General features: G+C 68.4%; 18 protein-coding genes. 10 read left to right on the plus strand and 8 right to left on the minus strand.

Features of this window, described 5'->3' with window-relative positions; translation table 11 throughout:
- The first annotated feature begins 1 nt into the window (after position 1).
- Genes MOQ72_RS06300 through MOQ72_RS06310 form a run of 3 tightly spaced genes read left to right on the plus strand, consistent with a single transcriptional unit; the run spans position 2 to position 1,914 of the window.
- Positions 2-973 (plus strand): WXG100 family type VII secretion target, encoded by a 972-nt coding sequence (locus tag MOQ72_RS06300; RefSeq protein ID WP_242181126.1) that lies wholly within the window; start codon positions 2-4, stop codon positions 971-973.
- A gap of 22 nt (positions 974-995) precedes the next feature.
- Positions 996-1,424, plus strand: a complete 429-nt coding sequence (locus MOQ72_RS06305; protein ID WP_242181127.1) for a hypothetical protein — start codon at positions 996-998, stop codon at positions 1,422-1,424.
- Positions 1,425-1,437: 13 nt separating this feature from the next.
- Positions 1,438-1,914, plus strand: coding sequence for a hypothetical protein (locus MOQ72_RS06310; RefSeq protein WP_242181128.1), 477 nt, complete (start codon positions 1,438-1,440; stop codon positions 1,912-1,914).
- 43 nt (positions 1,915-1,957) lie between these two features.
- On the opposite strand, the gene MOQ72_RS06315 is transcribed toward MOQ72_RS06310, so the two are convergent.
- The 3 genes from MOQ72_RS06315 to MOQ72_RS06325 form a co-directional block, all read right to left on the minus strand.
- Complete coding sequence (locus MOQ72_RS06315) at positions 1,958-2,830, minus strand: 1,4-dihydroxy-2-naphthoate polyprenyltransferase (protein ID WP_242181129.1); 873 nt, start codon at positions 2,828-2,830, stop codon at positions 1,958-1,960.
- A gap of 269 nt (positions 2,831-3,099) precedes the next feature.
- Positions 3,100-4,308, minus strand: coding sequence for an o-succinylbenzoate--CoA ligase (gene menE / locus MOQ72_RS06320; RefSeq protein ID WP_242181130.1), 1,209 nt, complete (start codon positions 4,306-4,308; stop codon positions 3,100-3,102).
- A 373-nt stretch (positions 4,309-4,681) separates the two neighbouring features.
- Entirely contained in the window at positions 4,682-5,605 is a 924-nt protein-coding gene (locus MOQ72_RS06325; RefSeq protein WP_242181131.1) for a 1,4-dihydroxy-2-naphthoyl-CoA synthase, read from the minus strand.
- Positions 5,606-5,740: 135 nt separating this feature from the next.
- Here MOQ72_RS06325 and menD point away from each other — a divergent pair, with 135 nt between their 5' ends.
- Positions 5,741-7,411, plus strand: a complete 1,671-nt coding sequence (menD, locus tag MOQ72_RS06330) for a 2-succinyl-5-enolpyruvyl-6-hydroxy-3-cyclohexene-1-carboxylic-acid synthase (protein WP_242181132.1) — start codon at positions 5,741-5,743, stop codon at positions 7,409-7,411.
- A 199-nt stretch (positions 7,412-7,610) separates the two neighbouring features.
- The gene (locus MOQ72_RS06335; RefSeq protein ID WP_242181133.1) at positions 7,611-9,113 is read left to right on the plus strand and encodes a M1 family metallopeptidase; all 1,503 of its coding nucleotides are present in this window, start codon (positions 7,611-7,613) and stop codon (positions 9,111-9,113) included.
- 64 nt (positions 9,114-9,177) lie between these two features.
- Here MOQ72_RS06335 and MOQ72_RS06340 read toward each other — a convergent pair whose 3' ends face one another.
- A complete protein-coding gene (locus MOQ72_RS06340; RefSeq protein WP_242181134.1) occupies positions 9,178-10,473 on the minus strand; it encodes an isochorismate synthase in 1,296 nt (431 codons plus the stop codon).
- A gap of 88 nt (positions 10,474-10,561) precedes the next feature.
- Here MOQ72_RS06340 and MOQ72_RS06345 point away from each other — a divergent pair, with 88 nt between their 5' ends.
- The 3 genes from MOQ72_RS06345 to MOQ72_RS06355 all read left to right on the plus strand — a co-directional run bounded on the left by MOQ72_RS06345 (position 10,562) and on the right by MOQ72_RS06355 (position 12,873).
- Positions 10,562-11,059 carry a DUF3592 domain-containing protein gene (locus tag MOQ72_RS06345; protein ID WP_242181135.1) on the plus strand — a complete coding sequence of 166 codons (498 nt, stop codon included), beginning with the start codon at positions 10,562-10,564 and terminating at the stop codon, positions 11,057-11,059.
- Between the two features lie 160 nt (positions 11,060-11,219).
- Entirely contained in the window at positions 11,220-12,095 is an 876-nt protein-coding gene (paaC, locus tag MOQ72_RS06350; protein ID WP_242181136.1) for a 1,2-phenylacetyl-CoA epoxidase subunit PaaC, read from the plus strand.
- Between the two features lie 199 nt (positions 12,096-12,294).
- Positions 12,295-12,873: a hypothetical protein gene (locus tag MOQ72_RS06355; RefSeq protein ID WP_242181137.1), complete on the plus strand. Its 579-nt coding sequence runs from the start codon at positions 12,295-12,297 to the stop codon at positions 12,871-12,873.
- A gap of 3 nt (positions 12,874-12,876) precedes the next feature.
- On the opposite strand, the gene MOQ72_RS06360 is transcribed toward MOQ72_RS06355, so the two are convergent.
- Positions 12,877-13,737 (minus strand): inositol monophosphatase family protein, encoded by an 861-nt coding sequence (locus tag MOQ72_RS06360; protein WP_242181138.1) that lies wholly within the window; start codon positions 13,735-13,737, stop codon positions 12,877-12,879.
- Between the two features lie 198 nt (positions 13,738-13,935).
- Here MOQ72_RS06360 and MOQ72_RS06365 point away from each other — a divergent pair, with 198 nt between their 5' ends.
- Together MOQ72_RS06365 and MOQ72_RS06370 are read left to right on the plus strand one after the other, a co-directional pair.
- Positions 13,936-15,060, plus strand: a complete 1,125-nt coding sequence (locus MOQ72_RS06365; protein ID WP_242181139.1) for a glycosyltransferase family 4 protein — start codon at positions 13,936-13,938, stop codon at positions 15,058-15,060.
- Positions 15,061-15,200: 140 nt separating this feature from the next.
- Entirely contained in the window at positions 15,201-15,893 is a 693-nt protein-coding gene (locus MOQ72_RS06370) for a demethylmenaquinone methyltransferase (protein ID WP_242181140.1), read from the plus strand.
- A gap of 62 nt (positions 15,894-15,955) precedes the next feature.
- Here the strand turns inward: MOQ72_RS06370 and MOQ72_RS06375 are convergent, their stop codons facing one another.
- The 3 genes from MOQ72_RS06375 to MOQ72_RS06385 form a co-directional block, all read right to left on the minus strand.
- On the minus strand, positions 15,956-16,930 hold the full coding sequence (locus MOQ72_RS06375; protein WP_242181141.1) for an EamA family transporter: 975 nt from the start codon (positions 16,928-16,930) through the stop codon (positions 15,956-15,958).
- Between the two features lie 180 nt (positions 16,931-17,110).
- The gene (locus tag MOQ72_RS06380) at positions 17,111-17,644 is read right to left on the minus strand and encodes a MarR family winged helix-turn-helix transcriptional regulator (RefSeq protein ID WP_242181142.1); all 534 of its coding nucleotides are present in this window, start codon (positions 17,642-17,644) and stop codon (positions 17,111-17,113) included.
- 70 nt (positions 17,645-17,714) lie between these two features.
- Positions 17,715-18,638 (minus strand): LysR family transcriptional regulator, encoded by a 924-nt coding sequence (locus MOQ72_RS06385; protein ID WP_242181143.1) that lies wholly within the window; start codon positions 18,636-18,638, stop codon positions 17,715-17,717.

Genomic DNA, 18,638 nt, shown 5'->3' on the forward strand with positions numbered 1-18,638 from the left:
CATGGCTTCGTACGAAGACGCCGAAGACCCGTTGGCCGTGCTCGAAGCGGACCCGAGCAAGAGCAACGCCGAATCCCTGCAGCAGGCGATCGAGGACGCTGGCTGGCAGGTGCAGGCGGTCAACTGGGTCTACGAGCAGGTCACCGGCCAAAACCTGATCGAGCAGCTGATCTCGCCGATCACCGGGGACTTCTCCAAGATCGAGACCAACGCCGAGGCATGGGGGCAGGTCGGCGACGCCCTGCGGGCGATCCGCAAGAACCTCAACCAGGGCATCAGCGACCTCCGGGAGTCCTGGGAGGGCTCCACCGCGGTCGCGTTCGAGACGTTGTTGGTGAGCACCTGGACCGTCGCGCTCGAAGGCGACGCCATGCTGGCCCAACTGGTCGGCAAGGGCTTCCAGAAGGCCGCCGACATGTCGCGGAAGATGACCGACAAGGCCCTGGAGCTGATCAAGAAGCTGGTCGACCGGCTCATCGAAACCGCGGCCACCGGCTGGATCCCGGTGGCGGGCTGGGCCAACGTCGTCCGCAACGTCGAGAAGTGCGTCGAGATCGTGCTGGCGGTTCTGGAGCTCTTCGAGGCGCTGCAGCAGATGTACGAATCGGTTGTGCAGCTGGTGGAGTCCATCAAGAACGCGGGCACCAACCTGGCGAAGATCAAGGACGCCAACAGCCTGGGCGACGTGGTGAACGTCGGCCTCCAGGCCAAGGACGACTTCACCGCGGTCAAGGATTCCGCCACCGGCGTCAAGGATTCCGCGACCGGTGTCAAGGACGCGGCCACCGGCGTCAAGAGCGCGGCGACCGGCGGCTCCGGTGGCTCGGGTTCTGGCGGTTCGGATTCGGGTTCCGGTGGGTCGGGTTCCGGCTCGGGCTCGGGATCGGGTGGCTCCGGCTCGGGATCGGATGGTTCGGGATCATCGAGCGGCAGCAACTCCGGCTACCAGACCCTGTCCTCCGGCAGCCTGTGATCGGCCGGGAAGGAGACGCGACGTGAGTGAAGACTGGAAGACCCCCGAGATCCGCGCCGCCGAGGAGCTGATGGAAGAACGCATGCGCCAGGCCGAGGAAGCGCTGGAGAAGGTCACTCGGTTCGAAGCCGAGTTGCCCGAGATCAAGCTCACCGACGACAAGATCGAGGAGATCGAGCAGCTCATCCGGTCGGGTCAGGCGCCCGCGGAGATCGCCGCGCTGCAGGAACGCATCGACGCTGGCGAGTTCAGCTGGCGCGACATCGCCGACGGCAGCGCGCTGCGCGATGAGTCGGTGCAGGCCGCGTTCTCGGCCAGCGTGCAGAACATGCAGCATGCCAAGGAATTGCTGGACGCGGGCTACGACGCGGCAACGGTCATCAACAACGACCCGAACCGCCCCGCCCAGGACAGCTACGATGACGAACCGCCGGACTCGTTCCTGCGGTGAGAGGTGATCGAGGATGAACCGCAAGACGCTGATCGGTCTCACGATCGGTTGGGCGGTGCTCGTCGGCCTGGTCGCGGCCGTTTTCCTGGGCATGGCGATATTCAGCGGGACCTCGTTGGCGAAGGCCAGCACCGCCTCCGGTTCGTCCGGACCGGTCTACCGCTGGGACGGCAAGCCGATGCTGATCACCAGTTCGCAGCCGGGCAAGTCCGCGGTCTGCAAGGTCGTTCCGGACAACGGCGAACCGCGTGACGTGAACAGCTACCGGGCCGAGGGGCGGCGCTACGTGGACCCCGTCACCCCGTGGTTCTCCGGCTCGGCCTCGGTGACCTGCACCACCCCGGTGGTGATCAGGACTGGCGCGACCCTGTCGATGTACGAACTGGCGACGAAGAACCGCATCGTGCAGATCGGCGCCGCAGTCATCGCCGTCGCGCCGTTCCTCGCGGTGACCGTCTTCGGTCTCGGGACGCGCAAGACCCGGGTCTGACCGTGCGAGCAGGCCTCCGTCACGCAGCGGGGCCTGCTCGGCGTCAGCCGAAGGTCAGGGCGAGACCGGTGATGATCGACCAGGCCAACATGGCGAAGCCGGTATCGCGCAGCGCCGGGATCAGCGCGCGCCCCTGCGCGCCGCTCGCCACCGCGCGCAACGGGACGATGAGCAACGGCAGCGCGAGGAAACCGAGCAGCGCCCAGGAGTTCCGCAGCCCGATCAGGACCGTGATCAGGAACGGGATGAGCGTCAGGGCGATGTAGAGGGTGCGGGTGTCGCGGTCGCCGAGCAGCACTGCCAGGGTGCGCTTGCCGGTTTCGCGGTCGGACGGGATGTCGCGGAGGTTGTTGGCGACCAGGACCGCGCTGGACAGCGACCCGATCCCCACCGCTGCGCCGACGCCGAAACCGGAAAGCGTGTCGGCCTGCACGTACATGGTGCCCAGCACCGCGATCAGGCCGAAGAAGACGAAGACGGCGACCTCGCCCAGGCCCGCGTAGCCGTAGGGGCGAGAGCCACCGGTGTAGTACCAGGCTCCGGCGATGCAGAGCGCGCCGACGACCACCAGCCACCAATGTCCACTGAGGACGGTCACGCCCAGGCCCGCGATCGCGGCGAGTCCGAAGCAGGTCCAGGCCGCTGTGCGCACCGCGGCTGGCCGAGCCGAACCCGAGCCGACGAGCCGGAACGGGCCGACCCGGTGGTCGTCGGTGCCGCGGATGCCGTCGGAGTAGTCGTTGGCGAAATTGACCCCGATGATCAACAGCAGCGAAACGGCCAGGGCGAGTACCGCGGTCAAGGGGTCGAACCCGTCCACCCCTGCCGCCGCGCCGGTTCCGGCGAGTACCGGCGCGATCGCGTTCGGAAACGTCCGAATGCGCGCACCTTCGATCCATTGAGCGACAGTCGCCATGTGAGTCATCTTCGCGCACGGGCACGGGCAGTCGGCGAGAGCCTCCCCGCAGCGGTCCGGAGAGTGCGCGGATCGGCTCGCATGACGTACGTCTCAACGCCACGTCGGGGTCGTCGCGAGAAAACCTCTGAGAATCCCGTGGCGCCGCTTGGTGGAAACGCAGCCGTGCGGCGGTTACGTCGGGGTTGCGCTCGCGCCTTGTGACCGCGTGATTGCCTCCGACGTCGCCGCCTTGCCGCGAATGCGGTGCTGAGCAGGCTGGATTGGACTCAACGACGCGCGAGACGAGCGGCCAAGGCCCGCCGATCCGGCTTTCCGGGGCCGCGCAGCGGCAATTCCGAGATGAAGACGATGCGCTTGGGCGCGGCGGCCGCGCTGAGCCGCTCGCGCACTGCGATCCGAAGGGCGTCCGAGGACGGCGGCTCGGCCGGGTCGGTCGGCACGACTGCGGCCACCACCGCCTGACCCCACTCGGAATCCGGTACGCCGAGTACGCATGCCTCGCGGACCCCCACCTGTTCGGTGAGGACCCGCTCCACCGCCAGGGGGGCGACGTTGACACCACCAGTGATGATCATGTCGTCGGTCCGTCCCAGCACCTCCAGCCGATCGCCCCGCCAGCAGCCCACATCCCCGGTGCGGAACCACCCGTCGGCGAACACCGCCGACTCCGGCTGATGCCGGTAGCCCCTGGCCAACATCGGTCCGGCCAGTTGGATGGGCCCGGTCTGGACGGACTCGGTCGCCCCGCCGATGCGAACCTTCGCGATATCCAGCGGCTGCCCGCCGTAGACGCAGCCGCCCGACGTTTCGCTCATCCCGTAAGTCGTGGTCACGCGGACACCGCAGTCCTGGGCCTGCCGCAGCAAGGCCGGTGGGGTGGCGGCACCGCCGAGCAGCACCGCGTCGAATTTCCGCAGCGCGTCGAGGCCGTCGCCGCCCGCGTTCAGCAGTCGGGACAGCTGGGTGGGCACCAGGGCCGTGTAGTGCGGGCCGTCGGCGCCGAGCAGCTGCCGCGCCGCCGTGGCGAACCGGTCGGGGCGGAACCCGTCGGAGGTGTCGGCGGCGTGCGGGTGGGTTCCGGCGAGCACCGCTCGGACCAGGACTTGGATGCCCGCGACGTGATGCGCGGGCATCGCGAGCAGCCAGTAGCCGGGGCCGCCGAGGCGGCGGTGGGTGGCTTCGGCGGAGGCGCGCAGCGCCGATGCCGGTAGCAGCACGCCCTTCGGGTCGCCGGTGGAGCCGGAGGTGGCGATTACCAGCGCCGTCGGGTCGTCGGCGGCGTCTTCAGCGGCGGCTAGCGGAGCGTCGCCGATGAGGGCGTCAGCGAGCCGTCGGGCCTCCTCCGCCTGGTCCGCGGCGACCGGCAGCAGAGCAGGCCCGTCGCCGTCCAGCGCCCGCGCCAGGGCAGGTAGCACGGTCAACGCACCGGTTCCCGGTGGCACGGGAAGCGGCTGCAGGTCGCGGGCTTTCGGCATCCGCCCATTGTTGACGAGCCCAGGTCCGGCGAACTCCGGTGCCCCGGCGAGAGGTTCCGCACTCGATCACCTGTTCTAGCGATCAAGTGTTCGAATCATCGGGTCGATGGGATTAGTACGCGGCTGGAAAGGAGCAACGGAAATGATGGTCTTTATCGTGCTGATGTGCCCGGCTGACCTGCTGGTCGATCTCTTCGACAGGTCGGCGGATGAACATGAGCGGGACCGGTTTCGGGCCGGAGCAACCGACTCCGGGCCGTCCGAATCCGGTCCCGACGACTCTGGCATACACGATGTCGGAGATCCCGGACCGAGAAGGCTTCTGAGGATCCGCTACGCGCACCGCCACGCAAAAGGAGTTCGAAGCAGGCTCTCAGAAGCACCAGGGGAAGGAGGACCAGTCTGGGGTTCTTTTCTGCAGGAACGCATCGCGTCCTTCGACGGCTTCGTCGGTCATGTAGGCGAGGCGGGTGGTCTCGCCAGCGAACAGTTGTTGGCCGATCAGTCCGTCGTCGATGGCGTTGAACGCGTATTTGAGCATGCGTTGAGCGGTCGGGGATTTGCCGTTGATCTCCCGGGCCCACTGCAACGCGGTGGCCTCCAACTCGTCGTGGGGGACGACCTCGTTGACCATGCCCATCTGGTGGGCCTGCTCGGCGGTGTAGGGGCGTCCCAGGAAGAAGATCTCGCGGGCGAATTTCTGGCCGACCTGGCGGGCGAGGTAGGCCGAGCCGAAGCCGCCGTCGAAACTCCCGACATCGGCATCGGTCTGCTTGAAACGGGCGTGCTCGGCGCTGGCCAGCGTGAGATCGCACACGACGTGCAGGCTGTGTCCGCCACCAGCGGCCCAACCGGGCACGACGGCGATGACAATTTTCGGCATGAACCGGATCAGCCGCTGTACCTCCAGGATGTGCAGCCGTCCGGCGCGGGCCGGGTCGACGGTCTCGGCGGTCTCACCGTCGGCGTACTGGTACCCGGAACGACCGCGGATCCGTTGATCACCACCGGAGCAGAAAGCCCAGCCGCCGTCTTTGGCGGACGGCCCGTTGCCGGTGATCAGGACGCAGCCGACATCGCTGGTCATGCGGGCGTGGTCCAGGGCGCGGTAGAGCTCGTCGACGGTGTGCGGGCGGAACGCGTTGCGGACGTCCGGGCGGTCGAACGCGATGCGCACGGTGCCTTTTCCGGGGCCGTTTTCAACGCAGCGGTGGTAGGTGATGTCGGTGAAGTCGAAGCCCGTTACGGGCTCCCACGAAGCCGGATCGAACAGCTCAGAGACACGGGGATTCTGCACACCTGGGACAATAGGCGCAGCATGCGCTTGGCGCGGGGGCCTCCCCGCGGCTTCCCGGCGCCTGCGGGGATGACGGCGAGGAGGACCATGGTCTCTTCAGCCGGAGTCCGCCAAGCGATGTTCAGAGGTGATCGGTTGAATCCGTCCACGGCGCAGGCTGAGGTCATCGTCGACGAGCTCGTCCGCAACGGGGTGCAGCAGGTGGTGCTCTCCCCGGGATCACGCAACGCACCTCTGTCTTACGCATTGCACCGAGCCGCATACGCGGAGCGGTTGCGGCTGCACGTTCGCATAGATGAGCGCAGCGCGGGATTCCTCGCGCTGGGACTGGCGGCTCGGACGAAGTTGCCGGTAGCGGTGGTCTGCACGTCCGGTACCGCCGCGACGAATCTGCACCCAGCCGTCAGTGAGGCATACCACTCGGGTGTCCCGCTGATCGTGCTGACCGCGGATCGTCCGCCGGAGCTGCGCGCCGCGGGTGCCAATCAGACCATCGATCAGCACCGGTTGTTCGGCGCTGAAGTGCGGCTGTTCGACGAACTGGCGGTCGCCGAGCACCGTCCGGGGCAGAACGCGTACTGGCGGAGCCAGGTGTGCCGCGCTTGGTACGCGGCAGCCGGCGGTGCGAGGGGTGGGCCGGTACACCTGAACCTCCCGTTCCGGGAACCACTGGTGCCAACTGGGGACGATCAGTGGTGCGAGTCGTTGGCCGGGCGCCCGTCCGGGGCTCGGTGGACAGCGGTCTCCGAGCACGGTTGTGCACCGAGCGAACTGTCCCAAGTGCACGCCCGACACGGGCTTGTGCTGGTCGCCGACTGGGGTGCCGAGCGCGCCAGTGAATGGGGCGAGGGGTGCGGGTGGCCGGTGTTATCGGAGACCGGCGGCGTGGGACTTGGTGGCTCAGCGGCGATCAGCACCGGGATGTGGCTGCTGAACCTGCCCGAGTTCATGCGGAACCACCGCCCCGAACAGGTGCTTTGCGTCGGTCGTCCCACGGTGTTCCGGCAGGTGCAGCAGCTGCTGGCGGACACCGATGTGGAAGTGCTGCTCGCACACGGCGGGGTGGACTGGCCAGCTCCGGCGCACAACCTGCGGGAGGTCGCGGAGACCTTCGGCGTCGTGCCTGGACACACCGATCCCGACTGGCTCACCGGGTGGCAGCAAGCCGACCAGAAGGCGTCTGCGGCCCTGCATGCGGCGCTCGACCTGGAACGTTGGCCGAGCGGGCCCGCTGTGGCGCGCGAGGTCGTCGACGCCTTACCCGAGCAAGCCATGCTCGTCTTGGGTTCGTCGAACCCAAGTCGGGATGTGGCTCTCGCCGCACGGCAACGGTCCGATGTGGTCGTGCACCGCAACCGGGGCGTTGCTGGCATCGACGGCACGGTGTCCACCGCGATCGGCGCCGCCGTGGCCCACGGCCGACCCGCCTACGCGCTTTTGGGTGACCTGACTTTCCTGCATGACAGCAACGGCTTGATGTTGGGGCCGTACGAACAACGGCCGGATCTGACGATCGTTGTGCTCAACGACGATGGCGGCGGCATTTTCGCGTTGCTGGAACAGGGAAGCTCCGAGCACCGGGACGCCTTCGAGCGGGTCTTCGCCACGCCGCACGGTACCGACATCGGAAAGCTCTGTGCGGCGCACGGTGTCGAACACGTGCTGGTGCAGCAGCGCTCCGAGCTCACCGCTGCACTGCAGTGGCGACCGGGGTTGCGGGTCGTCGAGGTGCGGGTGGATCGCGCCGAGTTGCGGTCCGTCCACAAGCGGCTGCAGGCTGCCGTTCGCTTGGCGTTGCTCGGCTGATCGCGTTGATCAGCTGATCAGCCGATCAGTGTTGTCACCTGATCGTGCCGGTCGTGATCGGTGCGCGTCGGCTCGTCCTTTCGGGTGTATTCGCGGTATTGCGCCGCATTCTGGGAAAAACCTGCCCTCCGAAAACATGCCTGGTAGATATGACCTTCCTTACTCTCCTACCGGAACATGACTTTCCAGGAGGTGGCAGGTGTTTCGACGAAACGGCCTGCGAGCGACGGCGGCAGCGTGCTGTGCAACGGCTTTGCTCGCCACACCGGCGCTGGCTGGCAGCGACGGGCCAGGTGCTCCGGGTGCGGGTGACGACTACTTCCCCGGTTACGGCAACGGTGGGTACGACGTTTCGCACTACGACATCCAGCTGCGGTACCAACCTGCAGACGATCATCTGCAGGGCACCACGACGATCGTCGCGAAACCCACGCAGAACTTGACGGCGTTCAACCTGGACTTCGCGCTGACCCCCAAATCGGTCCGGGTCAACGGCATGCCCGCGCAGTTCTCGCAGGACGGCACGGAGCTGACGGTGACGCCACCGGAAGCGTTGCCCGAGGGGAGCCTGGCGACTTTCGTCGTCGAATACGAAGGCGTGCCGTCGACGGTCGAGGTCGGTGGTCTGAAGCCGTGGATCCGCACCTCCGATGGTGCGCTTGCCGTCGGCCAGCCGGAGATCTCGGCCTGGTGGTTCCCCGGCAACGATCACCCGAGGGACAAGGCCACTTTCGACATCGCCATCACGGTGCCCGACGGCACCGAGGTGGTGTCCAACGGGGTGAACACCAGGAACTCCAGCCTGGCGGGCTGGACCACCTGGAACTGGCGCAACACCAAGCCGACCGCCACCTACCTGGCGTTCATCGGGGTCGGGCAGTACGAGACCAGCACCAAGACCGGGGCTTTCGGGCAGCCGCTGGTCACCGCGTACTCCGAAAACCTCGGCGAGTTCGAGGGGGCGGCGAAGGCCAGCGTCGAACGCACCCCGGAAGTCGTGGAGTTCCTGACCGGCCTGCTCGGCGAGTACCCGTTCGAGGCGCAGGGTGGCCTGGTGTCCTCGGAGGGGTTGGACTTCGCGCTGGAGAACCAAACCCGGCCGACCTACAGCCACCTGTTCTTCCGGTACGGGGCGAACACGTCGGTGGTGGTGCATGAGAACGCGCACCAGTGGTTCGGCGACTCGGTGTCGGTCGACGCCTGGCGCGACATCTGGCTTAACGAGGGCTTCGCGTCGTACGCGGAGTGGCTCTGGTCGGAGCAGCAGGGCACTGGTACCGCCCAGGAGCTCTTCGACCACTACTACGCGTCCCACCCGGCGGACGACCCGTTCTGGCAGGTCCTGCCGGGCGATCCCGGCGCGCAGAACGTGTTCCACGACGCTGTCTACGACCGGGGCGCGATGACCTTGCACGCGCTGCGCAACGTCGTCGGCGACGAGGCATTGCTCGACATCGTCCGAACCTGGGCGGCGGACAAGCGCTACGGCAACGGCACCATCGAAGAGTTCATCGCGCTCGCCGAGCAGCGCTCCGGCAAGCAACTCGACGAACTGTTCAACACCTGGTTGTTCACCAAGGGCAGGCCACCAGTCGGTGAAGCGACCGGAGTGCCCGAGAGTGCGATGCACGTAGCCAAAGCACCGCCGAAGGCGGTGGCGGAAATCGACCGGACGCACACCTTGCTGCACGAGCACAAGTGACGGGAGGCGCAGGTCGACGAAGCCGCACCTGCGCAATCCCCGACAACGGGGTCGAAGGCGAAACTCAGCGGATGCCTTCGAGGGCTTCGCGGATCGGGAGCAGCTTCGCCTCCGCCTCCGCGACCTCCATGTCGGGGTCGGAGTCGGGCACGATTCCGCCCCCGGCGAACAGCCGCACCCTGCCGCCGCCGCGCTCGGCTTCGCCGTCGGGCGTGGCGGTCGGTTCCAACTGAGCGCAGCGAAGGGCGATGCCGAATTCACCGTTGCCACTGCCGTCCAGCCAGCCGACCGGTCCGGCGTAGCGTCCGCGGTCCATCCCCTCCAACTCGGCGATCATCCGCACCGCGTACGCGGTCGGTGTTCCACCGACCGCAGCGGTGGGGTGCACCGCGGCGACCATGCGCAGAAGCGTTGCGGGGCCGTGCGCGCTGACCTCGCTGAGCTTGCCCTCGACGTTCGTCGCAAGGTGCAGAACGTTGCGCAGCTGGAGGATCTCCGGCTCACTCTGCACGGTGAGATCGCTGCAGAAGGGACGGAGCCGAACCGCCAGCGACTCCGCGGCGTAGGCGTGTTCGCTGCGGTTCTTGGCGGACGCCAGAAGTTCGGCGGCGAGCTGCTCGCTGGTGTGCCCTTCGTGCGGCCAGACCGTGCCTGCGAGCACTCGGGAGCGCACCTCGTACCCCATGCGTTCGAGCAGCAGCTCGGGAGTGGCGCCGACCAGGCCGTCCACCGCGAACGTCCAGCAGGTCGGGTACCGGGCGGCGAGGTTGTGCAGCAAGAACCGGGCGTCGAGCGGTTCCGAGGTGCTGGCCAGCAGGTCGTGGGCAAGCACGATCTTGTCGAGGTCGCCGGGTTGCCGCATGCGGCGCACGGCCTCGGCCACCGCCTGGCGGTAGCCGGTCGTGGACAGCTGGCCGTCGCTGTAGGAAACCGTTCCGGGCGGGCGTACGGGTTCCGGGGGGAGCGGCTCAGCCGAGCCGTCGCCGATGGTGGTGATCCAGCGCACCCCGTCGCGCTCTCCGATGACGACTTCGGGAACGATCAGCACGGAGTTCCCGGGTTGGTCGGCGAAGGCCAGGCTGGCGAAGGCCACCGGTCCGCAACCGGGCAGGCCGACCGAATCGGCGACCTCGATCTGCTGACACAGATCTCGCCACCAGGCGTCGGCTTGGTGGAAGCGGTTGGGACCGGAAACGTCGAGGCGGGCCACGCAGCCCCAGCCGACGAGCCCGGCGCCGTCGCGGACCCAGCTCAGCACCGCGTCGGCAGGGAGCAGCTCCAACAAGGGACGGTCGTGCCGGGGGTCGGCTGGTTCGAGCCTGCGGGTCCGCGCCGTCAGCAGCCGGGGTGTAGTCGCCACTCCTGGAGGGTATGCGGCGCGCTCGCAGCGATGGACGGGGCCGAAGGCGTGCGCCCTGCGGACAACGGGGTGCCTACAATCGGTCACCGTGGCGAGCGATGCGGTGGCGCAGAACGCGGCCGACTCGGTGACCGACTCCAGCACGGACGGTGACCAGCCGGTTGCGGGCTCGCCCCGTGGTCGCGGGCGGTTGCGTGCGGCGCGGGGCGTGCTGGTGCTCGGTCTGCTGCTGACCGTGATGGGACTGTCCATCATCGGGGCGTGCTTCATCAACGACCGGACCATCGAGGAGTCCAAGGGCGAAGCGGTCGCCGAAGTGGTGGACACCTCGCTGACCCGCACTGTTGTGCGCTTCAACACCGACGAGGGCCGCGTCTACATCCCGCCGAACGGCGTGCTCTACCCAGCTGACCTGCAACCCGGCCAGCTGGTCCGGGTGGAGTACGACTCGCGGAACCCGGACCTGGTGCGGGTCGCGGGCCGCAACATGGTGGTTTCGCTGCTCCCGGTGTCCAGTTCGCTCGCCGTGGTGTGGGCGGTGCTGCTGCCGACCTACTGGTTGCTTCGCCGTTCGCCCGCCCGCTGAACCACCGATCAGGCTTCCCTAACCCGGTCGGGTGGTGTGACACTGGGTTCCCCGCCGGAATGGGGGCAGCGGTGGAGTCGCAAGACCGATGTGGACTCGCGGGCGGGTAAGCGCTCCACGGGTGCTTACCGGCCGCTGGCCCCGCGTCTGCGAGGTCGTCATGGATACCCCCAGAGCGCAGCGCAGCGCATCGGATGTGCAGCGGTGGGTGCTCGGTGTGCCTTCGATGTCCACAGTGGATCGATCGGTTCCGGACGGCCTGGCCACTTCGGACCTTTCGCAGTACTGCCTGATGCTCGGCGATGATGCGCTGATCCTGTCGCACCGGTTGTCCGAGTGGGGAGTTCGCGCACCGGAGTTGGAGGAGGCCGCCGCGCTCGGCACCATCGCGCTGGATTTGTTGGAGCAGGCGAGGATTCTGCTGCACCGCGCCGGTGAGGTCGAGGGCGAGGGGCGGGACGAGGACAGCCTGGCGTACTTCCGAACGGTCGCGGATTTCCGCAATGTGCGGCTGGTCGAGATCGACTGCGGTCCGCGCCAGGGTGGTGGGTTTCCCGCCACGGTCGCCCGGCTGCTGTTGTTCGCCGCTTGGCGGCTCGCGGTTTTCGAGCGGCTGGCCCGCAGTCGGGATGCGGTGCTGGCCACCTTGGCGGCGCGGTCCCTCGATGTCCTGACGAGGCATCGCGACCACGCCGCCCAGTGGGTGATCCGGTTCGGCGATGCCAACGCCGATTCGCCGCGCCGCATGTCGGCTGGGTTCCAGCGGGTGTGGCCGTTGACCGGTGAGCTGTTCATCCCGCATCCGATCGAGGTGCGGTTGGCCGATGCCGGTTGTGGGGTCGATCCGGCGGAGGTGCGCGCCGAGGTGAGCGGGGTGCTCGACGAGGTGTTCTCGGTGGCCCAGTTGCGGCGGCCGGACGCGACCGAGTTCGGCGCGTTCGTCCGTCCCGGCGGCCGGGACGGGGTGCACACCGGCGGGATGGAGTTCCTGCTCGCCGACATGCAGTACCTGGCCAGATCCGGGCTGTCGACGTGATCGACCGGGCCTGCTGACAAAAGCCGCTGGACACCCGATCAGATTGAGTACTTTCCCCCAAGAACTCCGGGGTCCGCTGGGCGCAGAGTGATCTGGAGGCGCTCGGGAACCTCGGTCCGACCGGCATCGTCGGACCGGTGTCCGCGGGCGGGACACCGGTTCGAAGCCGCTTCGGCGAAGTGGAAGGACACAACTCGACATGGACGGAATCTGGGTGCAGGTGCTGATAGCGCTGCTCGCGGGCTCGTGCGGGGCCGTGATGATGTTGGCCATCGGTGTCGCTCGCAAACCGCGAACCGCGCCCGCTCCCCCGCCGCCTGCCGCGCGGTACGTCCCGTCCTCGTCGCTGGACCAGTGGCTGCACGAGGTGCGGCGGTGCGAGCAGGCGGTTCGCCGAGCGGCTCGCGCGGTCGATGCGGTGTCCTCCAGCCACGCCCGGCAATGGCTGCAAACGGTGGTTCGGCGAATGGACGCGGAGTTGCCGAACGTTCGGGCGTTGTCCGAGTTGGGGCGTGGCTTAGCGGGTAGCGAGCCGGGGGACGACGCGGTGGTGCGCCGGGTGCACAGTCAGCTCGACGATGCCGCGACCAGGTTCAGCATGGTCGCCGACCACGTCGTGGAGACGGTCGTGCAGCTCGTTGCCGACCCCGACCTCAGTCGGGTTCACGAGCAGGTGACGGTGCTGCGCGAGCAGTTCCCGCTGTTGCGGCCGATGTCGGCGGTGTTCGGCCCGACGCCGGGTTCGGCTCCGGCCCGCGCGCTCGTTCGGGCTGCCTGACGGTCAACTCCGTTCGATGGCTTGCCGCCACCAGTCGAGCACGTCAGCAGCAACGCCCGGTGCTGCCACCAGCAACCCGTCCAACGGGAGCGCGGTCGGATTGCCGCGACGATCGAGCACGGTGGCGCCAGCTTCGGTGGCCAGCGCGAGTGCGCCCGCGACGTCCCATTCCTGGTAGGAGTCCAGCACCGCAGCCACGGCGTGGCCGAGCGCGACCTGGGCGATAGCCAACGCCGGGGACCCCAGCAACCGGACGCCGACTTGGGCGCTCGCGGCGTTGGTGATGAAGCGGTCCATGCCGCGCCACGGTCCGTTCTTGGTCAATTCGGTGCACACGATGCCGCCGCGGGTTTCGCGTTGTTCCGGCAACCGCACCGGGGTGCCGTTGGCGCGCATGCCGCGGCCGCGGGCTGCGGCGTAGATCTGCGTCCGGTACGGGTCGGCGACCACGCCGACCACCGGCCCGTGCTCGTCGAGCATGGCCAGGCTGTAGGCGCACCACGGCAGGCCGGCGACGTAGTTGGCGGTGCCGTCCACCGGATCGACCGACCAGCGGAACTTCGCCGAACCTGCCCGTGCGGCCCAATGTTCCGCGACCGTCGTCGGTGCGGCGTCGAATTCCTCGCCGAACACCGGAATTCCGGGAAATTCATCGGCAAGGATCCGTCGGGTGTGCCGTTCCAGGGTGCGGCCGGTGTCGGTGACCCAGTCGAACGGCGACTCGGTGGGGGCGGGCTGCGCTCCTCGGCCCGCGGTCGCGGTGATCACATCGGCGGCGTCGTTGGCGAGTCGGCCGGCGACCTCGAACGCCTGCGACACCAGGGCGGGGTCGATCTGCGCGGGTGGGGAAGGCAGGACCGTCATGCCGTCCCAGGTTCCGTGCGGTGGGTGACCGGTGCGCAACACTTAGGTGACCGCCGGTAGAGGGACAGGTCACGATTGCGCGCCGCAGTGTGCCTGGGTTTTCGCCGGTCGACGAGTTGGTGCGCTCTTCGGTTGTCGTTGGCGGTGGCGTCACGTCGCGGTCGACTGTTCGCCGGAGGAGGGCGTCACGGTTGCCGCGTGCGCATAGCGATCGTGACCGAGAGCTTCCTGCCGCAGATCAACGGTGTGGCGAACTCCGTGCTGAGAGTGCTGGAGCACTTGCGTCGTCGAGGCGACGCGGCGCTGGTCATCGCGCCGGGTGCGGGACCGCAGGAGTGCGAGGGCTTCCCAGTGATTCGGCTGCCCGCGGTGGAGCTGCCGCTGGTTTCGTCGTTGCCGATCGGCTTCCCGACGCGGCGCCTGCTGCGCGGGTTGCAGGAATTCCAGCCGGACGTCGTGCATCTCGCGTCACCGTTCATCGTCGGGGCGCGAGGATTGGCCGCCGCGCGGCGGATCGGCGTGCCGACCGTTGCGGTGTACCAAACCGATGTCGCTGGTTTCGCCGAGTCCTACGGTCTTGGTTTGACGGCGCGAGCCGCGTGGCGCTGGATCCGGCGGCTGCACGGCGCGGCCGACCGGACGCTGGCGCCGTCGACGTGGGCGGTGGACGCGTTGCGCGAGCACGGGATTCCGCGGGTTCACCGGTGGGGCCGAGGCGTGGACACGGTTCGGTTTTCGCCCCGGCACCGGGATTCGGACCTGCATCGCGAGTTGGCGCCGAACGGCGAACTGCTGGTCGGATACGTGGGTCGGCTGGCTCCGGAGAAACGCATCGAGCGGTTGGCGGCGTTGGACGGGATGCCGGGTGTGCGACTGGTCGTCGTGGGCGACGGGCCAGAACGTGGCGGCCTGACCGAAGCGTTGCCGGGGGCGGTGTTCCTGGGGCAGCGAACGGGCGACGAGTTGGCGCGGATTTACGCAAGCCTCGACGTTTTCGCGCACACCGGGCCGCACGAGACGTTTTGCCAGGCGGTGCAAGAGGCAATGGCCTCGGGTGTTCCGGTGGTCGCTCCGGATGCGGGCGGACCGCGCGACCTCGTCGACCACAACCGAACCGGATATCTGTTGCCAGCGGATGACGATGCCGTACACGCGGATGCGCTGCGTGCCGCTGTCACCGCGTTGCGCGAACCGGGGTTGCGCGAGCGGTTCGGCGAAGCGGCGCGAGCAGCGGTCGCGGGGCGGACGTGGCCAGCGCTGTGCCAGCAGCTGATCGGCCACTACACCGCAGTCGCGGCAAGTGCGGAGTCGCTGGCGGCGTGACGAGCAGTTTGTCCAGCAGGGATCGGCATGCGCAGCTGGTCTCGCGCGGCATCCGGGGCATCTCCGGAAGATGAGTTCCGTGATGCGGATTCAGTAGGCGTGGTGACGATCGCGCAGGTCCTGGCACGTACGCTTCGGGTGTGTCTCGGGCCGGTTTGGACAAGGATCCTCGCGAGGTCGCCGCGATGTTCGACGGCGTCGCGCGCAGGTACGACCTGACCAACACGGTGCTGTCCTTCGGGCAGGACCGGCGGTGGCGGGACGTGACCCGACGGGTCCTGGTCCCGAAGCCGGGCGAGCGGGTGCTCGACTTGGCGGCCGGGAGCGGTGTGTCGACAGTCGAGTTCGCCCGTTCCGGGGCGTGGTGCGTGGCTGCGGACTTCTCGCTGGGCATGCTGTCGGTCGGTCGGCACCGCGGAGTGCCGATGGTCGCGGCGGACGCGCTCCGGCTGCCGTTCGCTGACGGAGCTTTCGACGCGGTGACGATCTCGTTCGGGCTGCGGAACCTGGTCGACACGGCGGCGGGTCTGCGGGAGATGCTGCGGGTGGTGCGTCCCGGCGGTCGGCTGGTGGTGTGCGAGTTCTCCACCCCGACGTGGCAGCCGTTCCGGACGGTCTACCTGAACTACCTGATGCGGGCGCTGCCGCCGATCGCCCGCGCGGTGTCGTCCAACCCGGACGCCTACGTCTACCTGGCGGAGTCCATCCGAGCCTGGCCGGACCAGCGCGAACTGGCGGAGCTGATCGCCGAGGTCGGCTGGACGGACGTGGCGTGGCGGAACCTCACCAGCGGAGTCGTGGCTGTCCACCACGCGGTCAAACCCCGCCCTTGACCCATTCCGCTACGGTCGGGTGCGCCTGCACCTCCGTGCCCCACTCGGCACGGAAGGCGGTGCTACGTCAACGACAGCAACGCGATCGTCGCAGCCGCGCACAGCAGCCCCAGCAGTTGTGCGCGGCTGATGCGTTCGTCTAGCAGTAGCAGCGCCAGGATCACCGGAATGGCCGGGTAAAGAGCCGCGAGCACCACAGCCACGGCCATCATCTGCTGCGTGGTCGCCAGCAGGTAGAGGATGATCGCAACGGTGCCGATTGCTCCGGCCAGCAGTGCGGTTGCCGCGGGCTTCGCGGGCAGGCGCCGTGCTCCCGTCGTCGCGGCGAGCAGCGCGCCGATGAGCACGACCGAGACGATCCGGCTGACGATGATCGGCCACCACCCGGTGCCAGCCGGAACTTGCCCCATTCCGATGAACTGCACGGCGAAACCGGTTCCGGCGATCAACGCGTCCGGCACACCGCGGCCTCCCGAAGCTCGTCGTTGACGGTGCGGGTCACGCCGTCTCGCTGCGGGATCCCCGGACTGTCTTCGCAGGACGACCTCTGAGAACCAGCGGTGTGCGTGGGAACAGCGATTTCGCCGCCGCAGAGCCGAGTTCGAAGACATCGGAGCACTCCGCGAAGCCCGCTCTCCGGCGGAGACCAACCAGATCGCGGGAATGCTGGCCACGATTCCGCCCAGCGCCAGCGGGGATGGTCGCTCGCCCAGCAGCGCGATGCCGAACGCCACCGGTAGCGTCACCGCCCCGACATCGCTGGTCGGCACCACCACGCTCATCGGAGCGCGCTGCATCGCCCGGTACAGGAAAGCCACGCCAATCCCGGTGCCCAGACCGGAAATCGCACCCCAACACACCGCTTGCGCAGTCGCGGATCCGGTTGGGGCAGCAAGCAGCAGCAGGCTGACCGCTGTTCCGCCGACCTGCGCGTACGCCGCGACGACGACGCCCGCGTAGCGGCGTGACACGAGCCCGTTCACGAAGTGCGTCACGCCGAAGCACAGCGCCGAGCTCAACGCGAGGAGTTCCGGCACAACTCGGCCCTCCCTACGATCGCCTCGGTTTTCGGGACCTGGGAGTGCGCGTGGATCGGGCGGGACCGCAGGTGGTCGTCAGGCAAGCCGCGTCAGCTGGACACGCATGATGTCGCGGATCCCGGAGTCGAGAAGGCCGCAGTAATTCTTGCACCACCACGCAAACGACCCCCGCGCTCGCTAACCCTGCGGTTCCCGCTGGTGCGCGCGTTCTGCGGCGCCGACCGGACAGGTGAGCCCGGACGAGGTGCACGCAGGCCGGTCGCACATCCGGCAGATTCGCTCCGCCGAACCGATCTCGTCGTACAAGCCGGTCAGCAACTTCTCCAGCCCGTCGACCAGTGCACGCCGTTCGTCGTCGGCCAGCCGCTCGATCACCCGCAGCAGTGAATGCCCGCGAGCGTGCAGGACGTCCTCCGCGGCTTGCCGTCCCGCCTCGGTGGGGTGCACGTGCGTCCACTTGCCGACGGTCTGCCGACGTTCGACCAGACCGCGGTCCTGCAGCGCATCGACCAACCGGGTGCACGCGGTCTGGTGGATCCCAATCCGCTTCGCCAGTTCGGTGACGCTGAGCCCGGCTTCACCGCGGAGCACCACCAGCGCCGTGACCTGGCTCGCGTTGAGCTGGGCGGCTCGCACGGCGCCGTGGACCATCTCGTCGGTGACGGCCAGCGCGGCGGCACCGAGCAAGTTCGCCAGCCGCTTCTCATGCATGACTCATGCATAACGCATTGACCGGCCTGAACGCAAGGCGCGAGTCGGAATCGCCGTACCCACGCTGGGTTCAGAGCCAGGTGCTCTCGGGGGTCAGGGGGTCGGCGGAGTGTTGGGTTTCGGCTATCGCGGCCATGAACGCCTCCGATGCCGCTGCCAGCGGGCGGTGTGGGTCGCGGACCACTGCGATGCGTCGGGTGATCTCGGGATCGCCCAGGGCGCGGTGTTCGAGACCGGCGAACTGGACCAGCGGCAGCACCAGGCCCGGCATCACCGCCACGCCGAGCCCGGCCGCGACCAGGCCCGCGACGGTGGTGATGTTGCGCGATTCGAGCACCACCGGCGGGTGCGCTTTCGCCGTCGCGAAGGCACGTTCGGCGTGCTGCCGGATGCTGCTGTTGGGGGCGAAGGCGATGTGCGGCTGGTTGGCCAGCTCCGCCCAGCCGAGCTGGCGGCGTTCGGAAAACCGGTGCTGTGGCGGGAAGACGCAGCAGAACCGGTCGGCCGCGATCGGTCGGACGTGCAGGTCCGGTAGTGGTTCGGGTACCACGGTGACGGCCAGATCGACCGCTCCGGTGCGGATCCGCTGCAGCACCTCGTCGGACATGCCGTCCTCGATGGACAGTTCGACGTCCGGATGCGCGGCGCGGTAGGCGGAAACCACCGGCGGCAGCAGGATCGCCGCCAGCGACGGCAGCGCCGCGATCCGCACCCGGCCGCGGCTTCCGGCCAGGAATCCTTCGAAGTGGTTGATGCCCGCGTCGAATGCCTCGACCATGCGCCGGGCCACCTGGCAGAACTCGCTGCCTTCCGGTGTGGTGACCAGGTTGCGCGTGGTGCGTTCGAACAGCGTGATGCCGAGCTTGCGCTCCACCTCGCGAACCGTGCGGCTCATCGAGGACTGCGCCAGGTGGAGCTGATCACCGGCGAGCGTGAAGCTCCCGGTCTCGTGCACGGCGAGCACCAGACGGAGCTGCTGAAGCGTCAAATCCAT

Source organism: Saccharopolyspora soli (assembly GCF_022678645.1).
Lineage (GTDB): Bacteria > Actinomycetota > Actinomycetes > Mycobacteriales > Pseudonocardiaceae > Saccharopolyspora > Saccharopolyspora soli.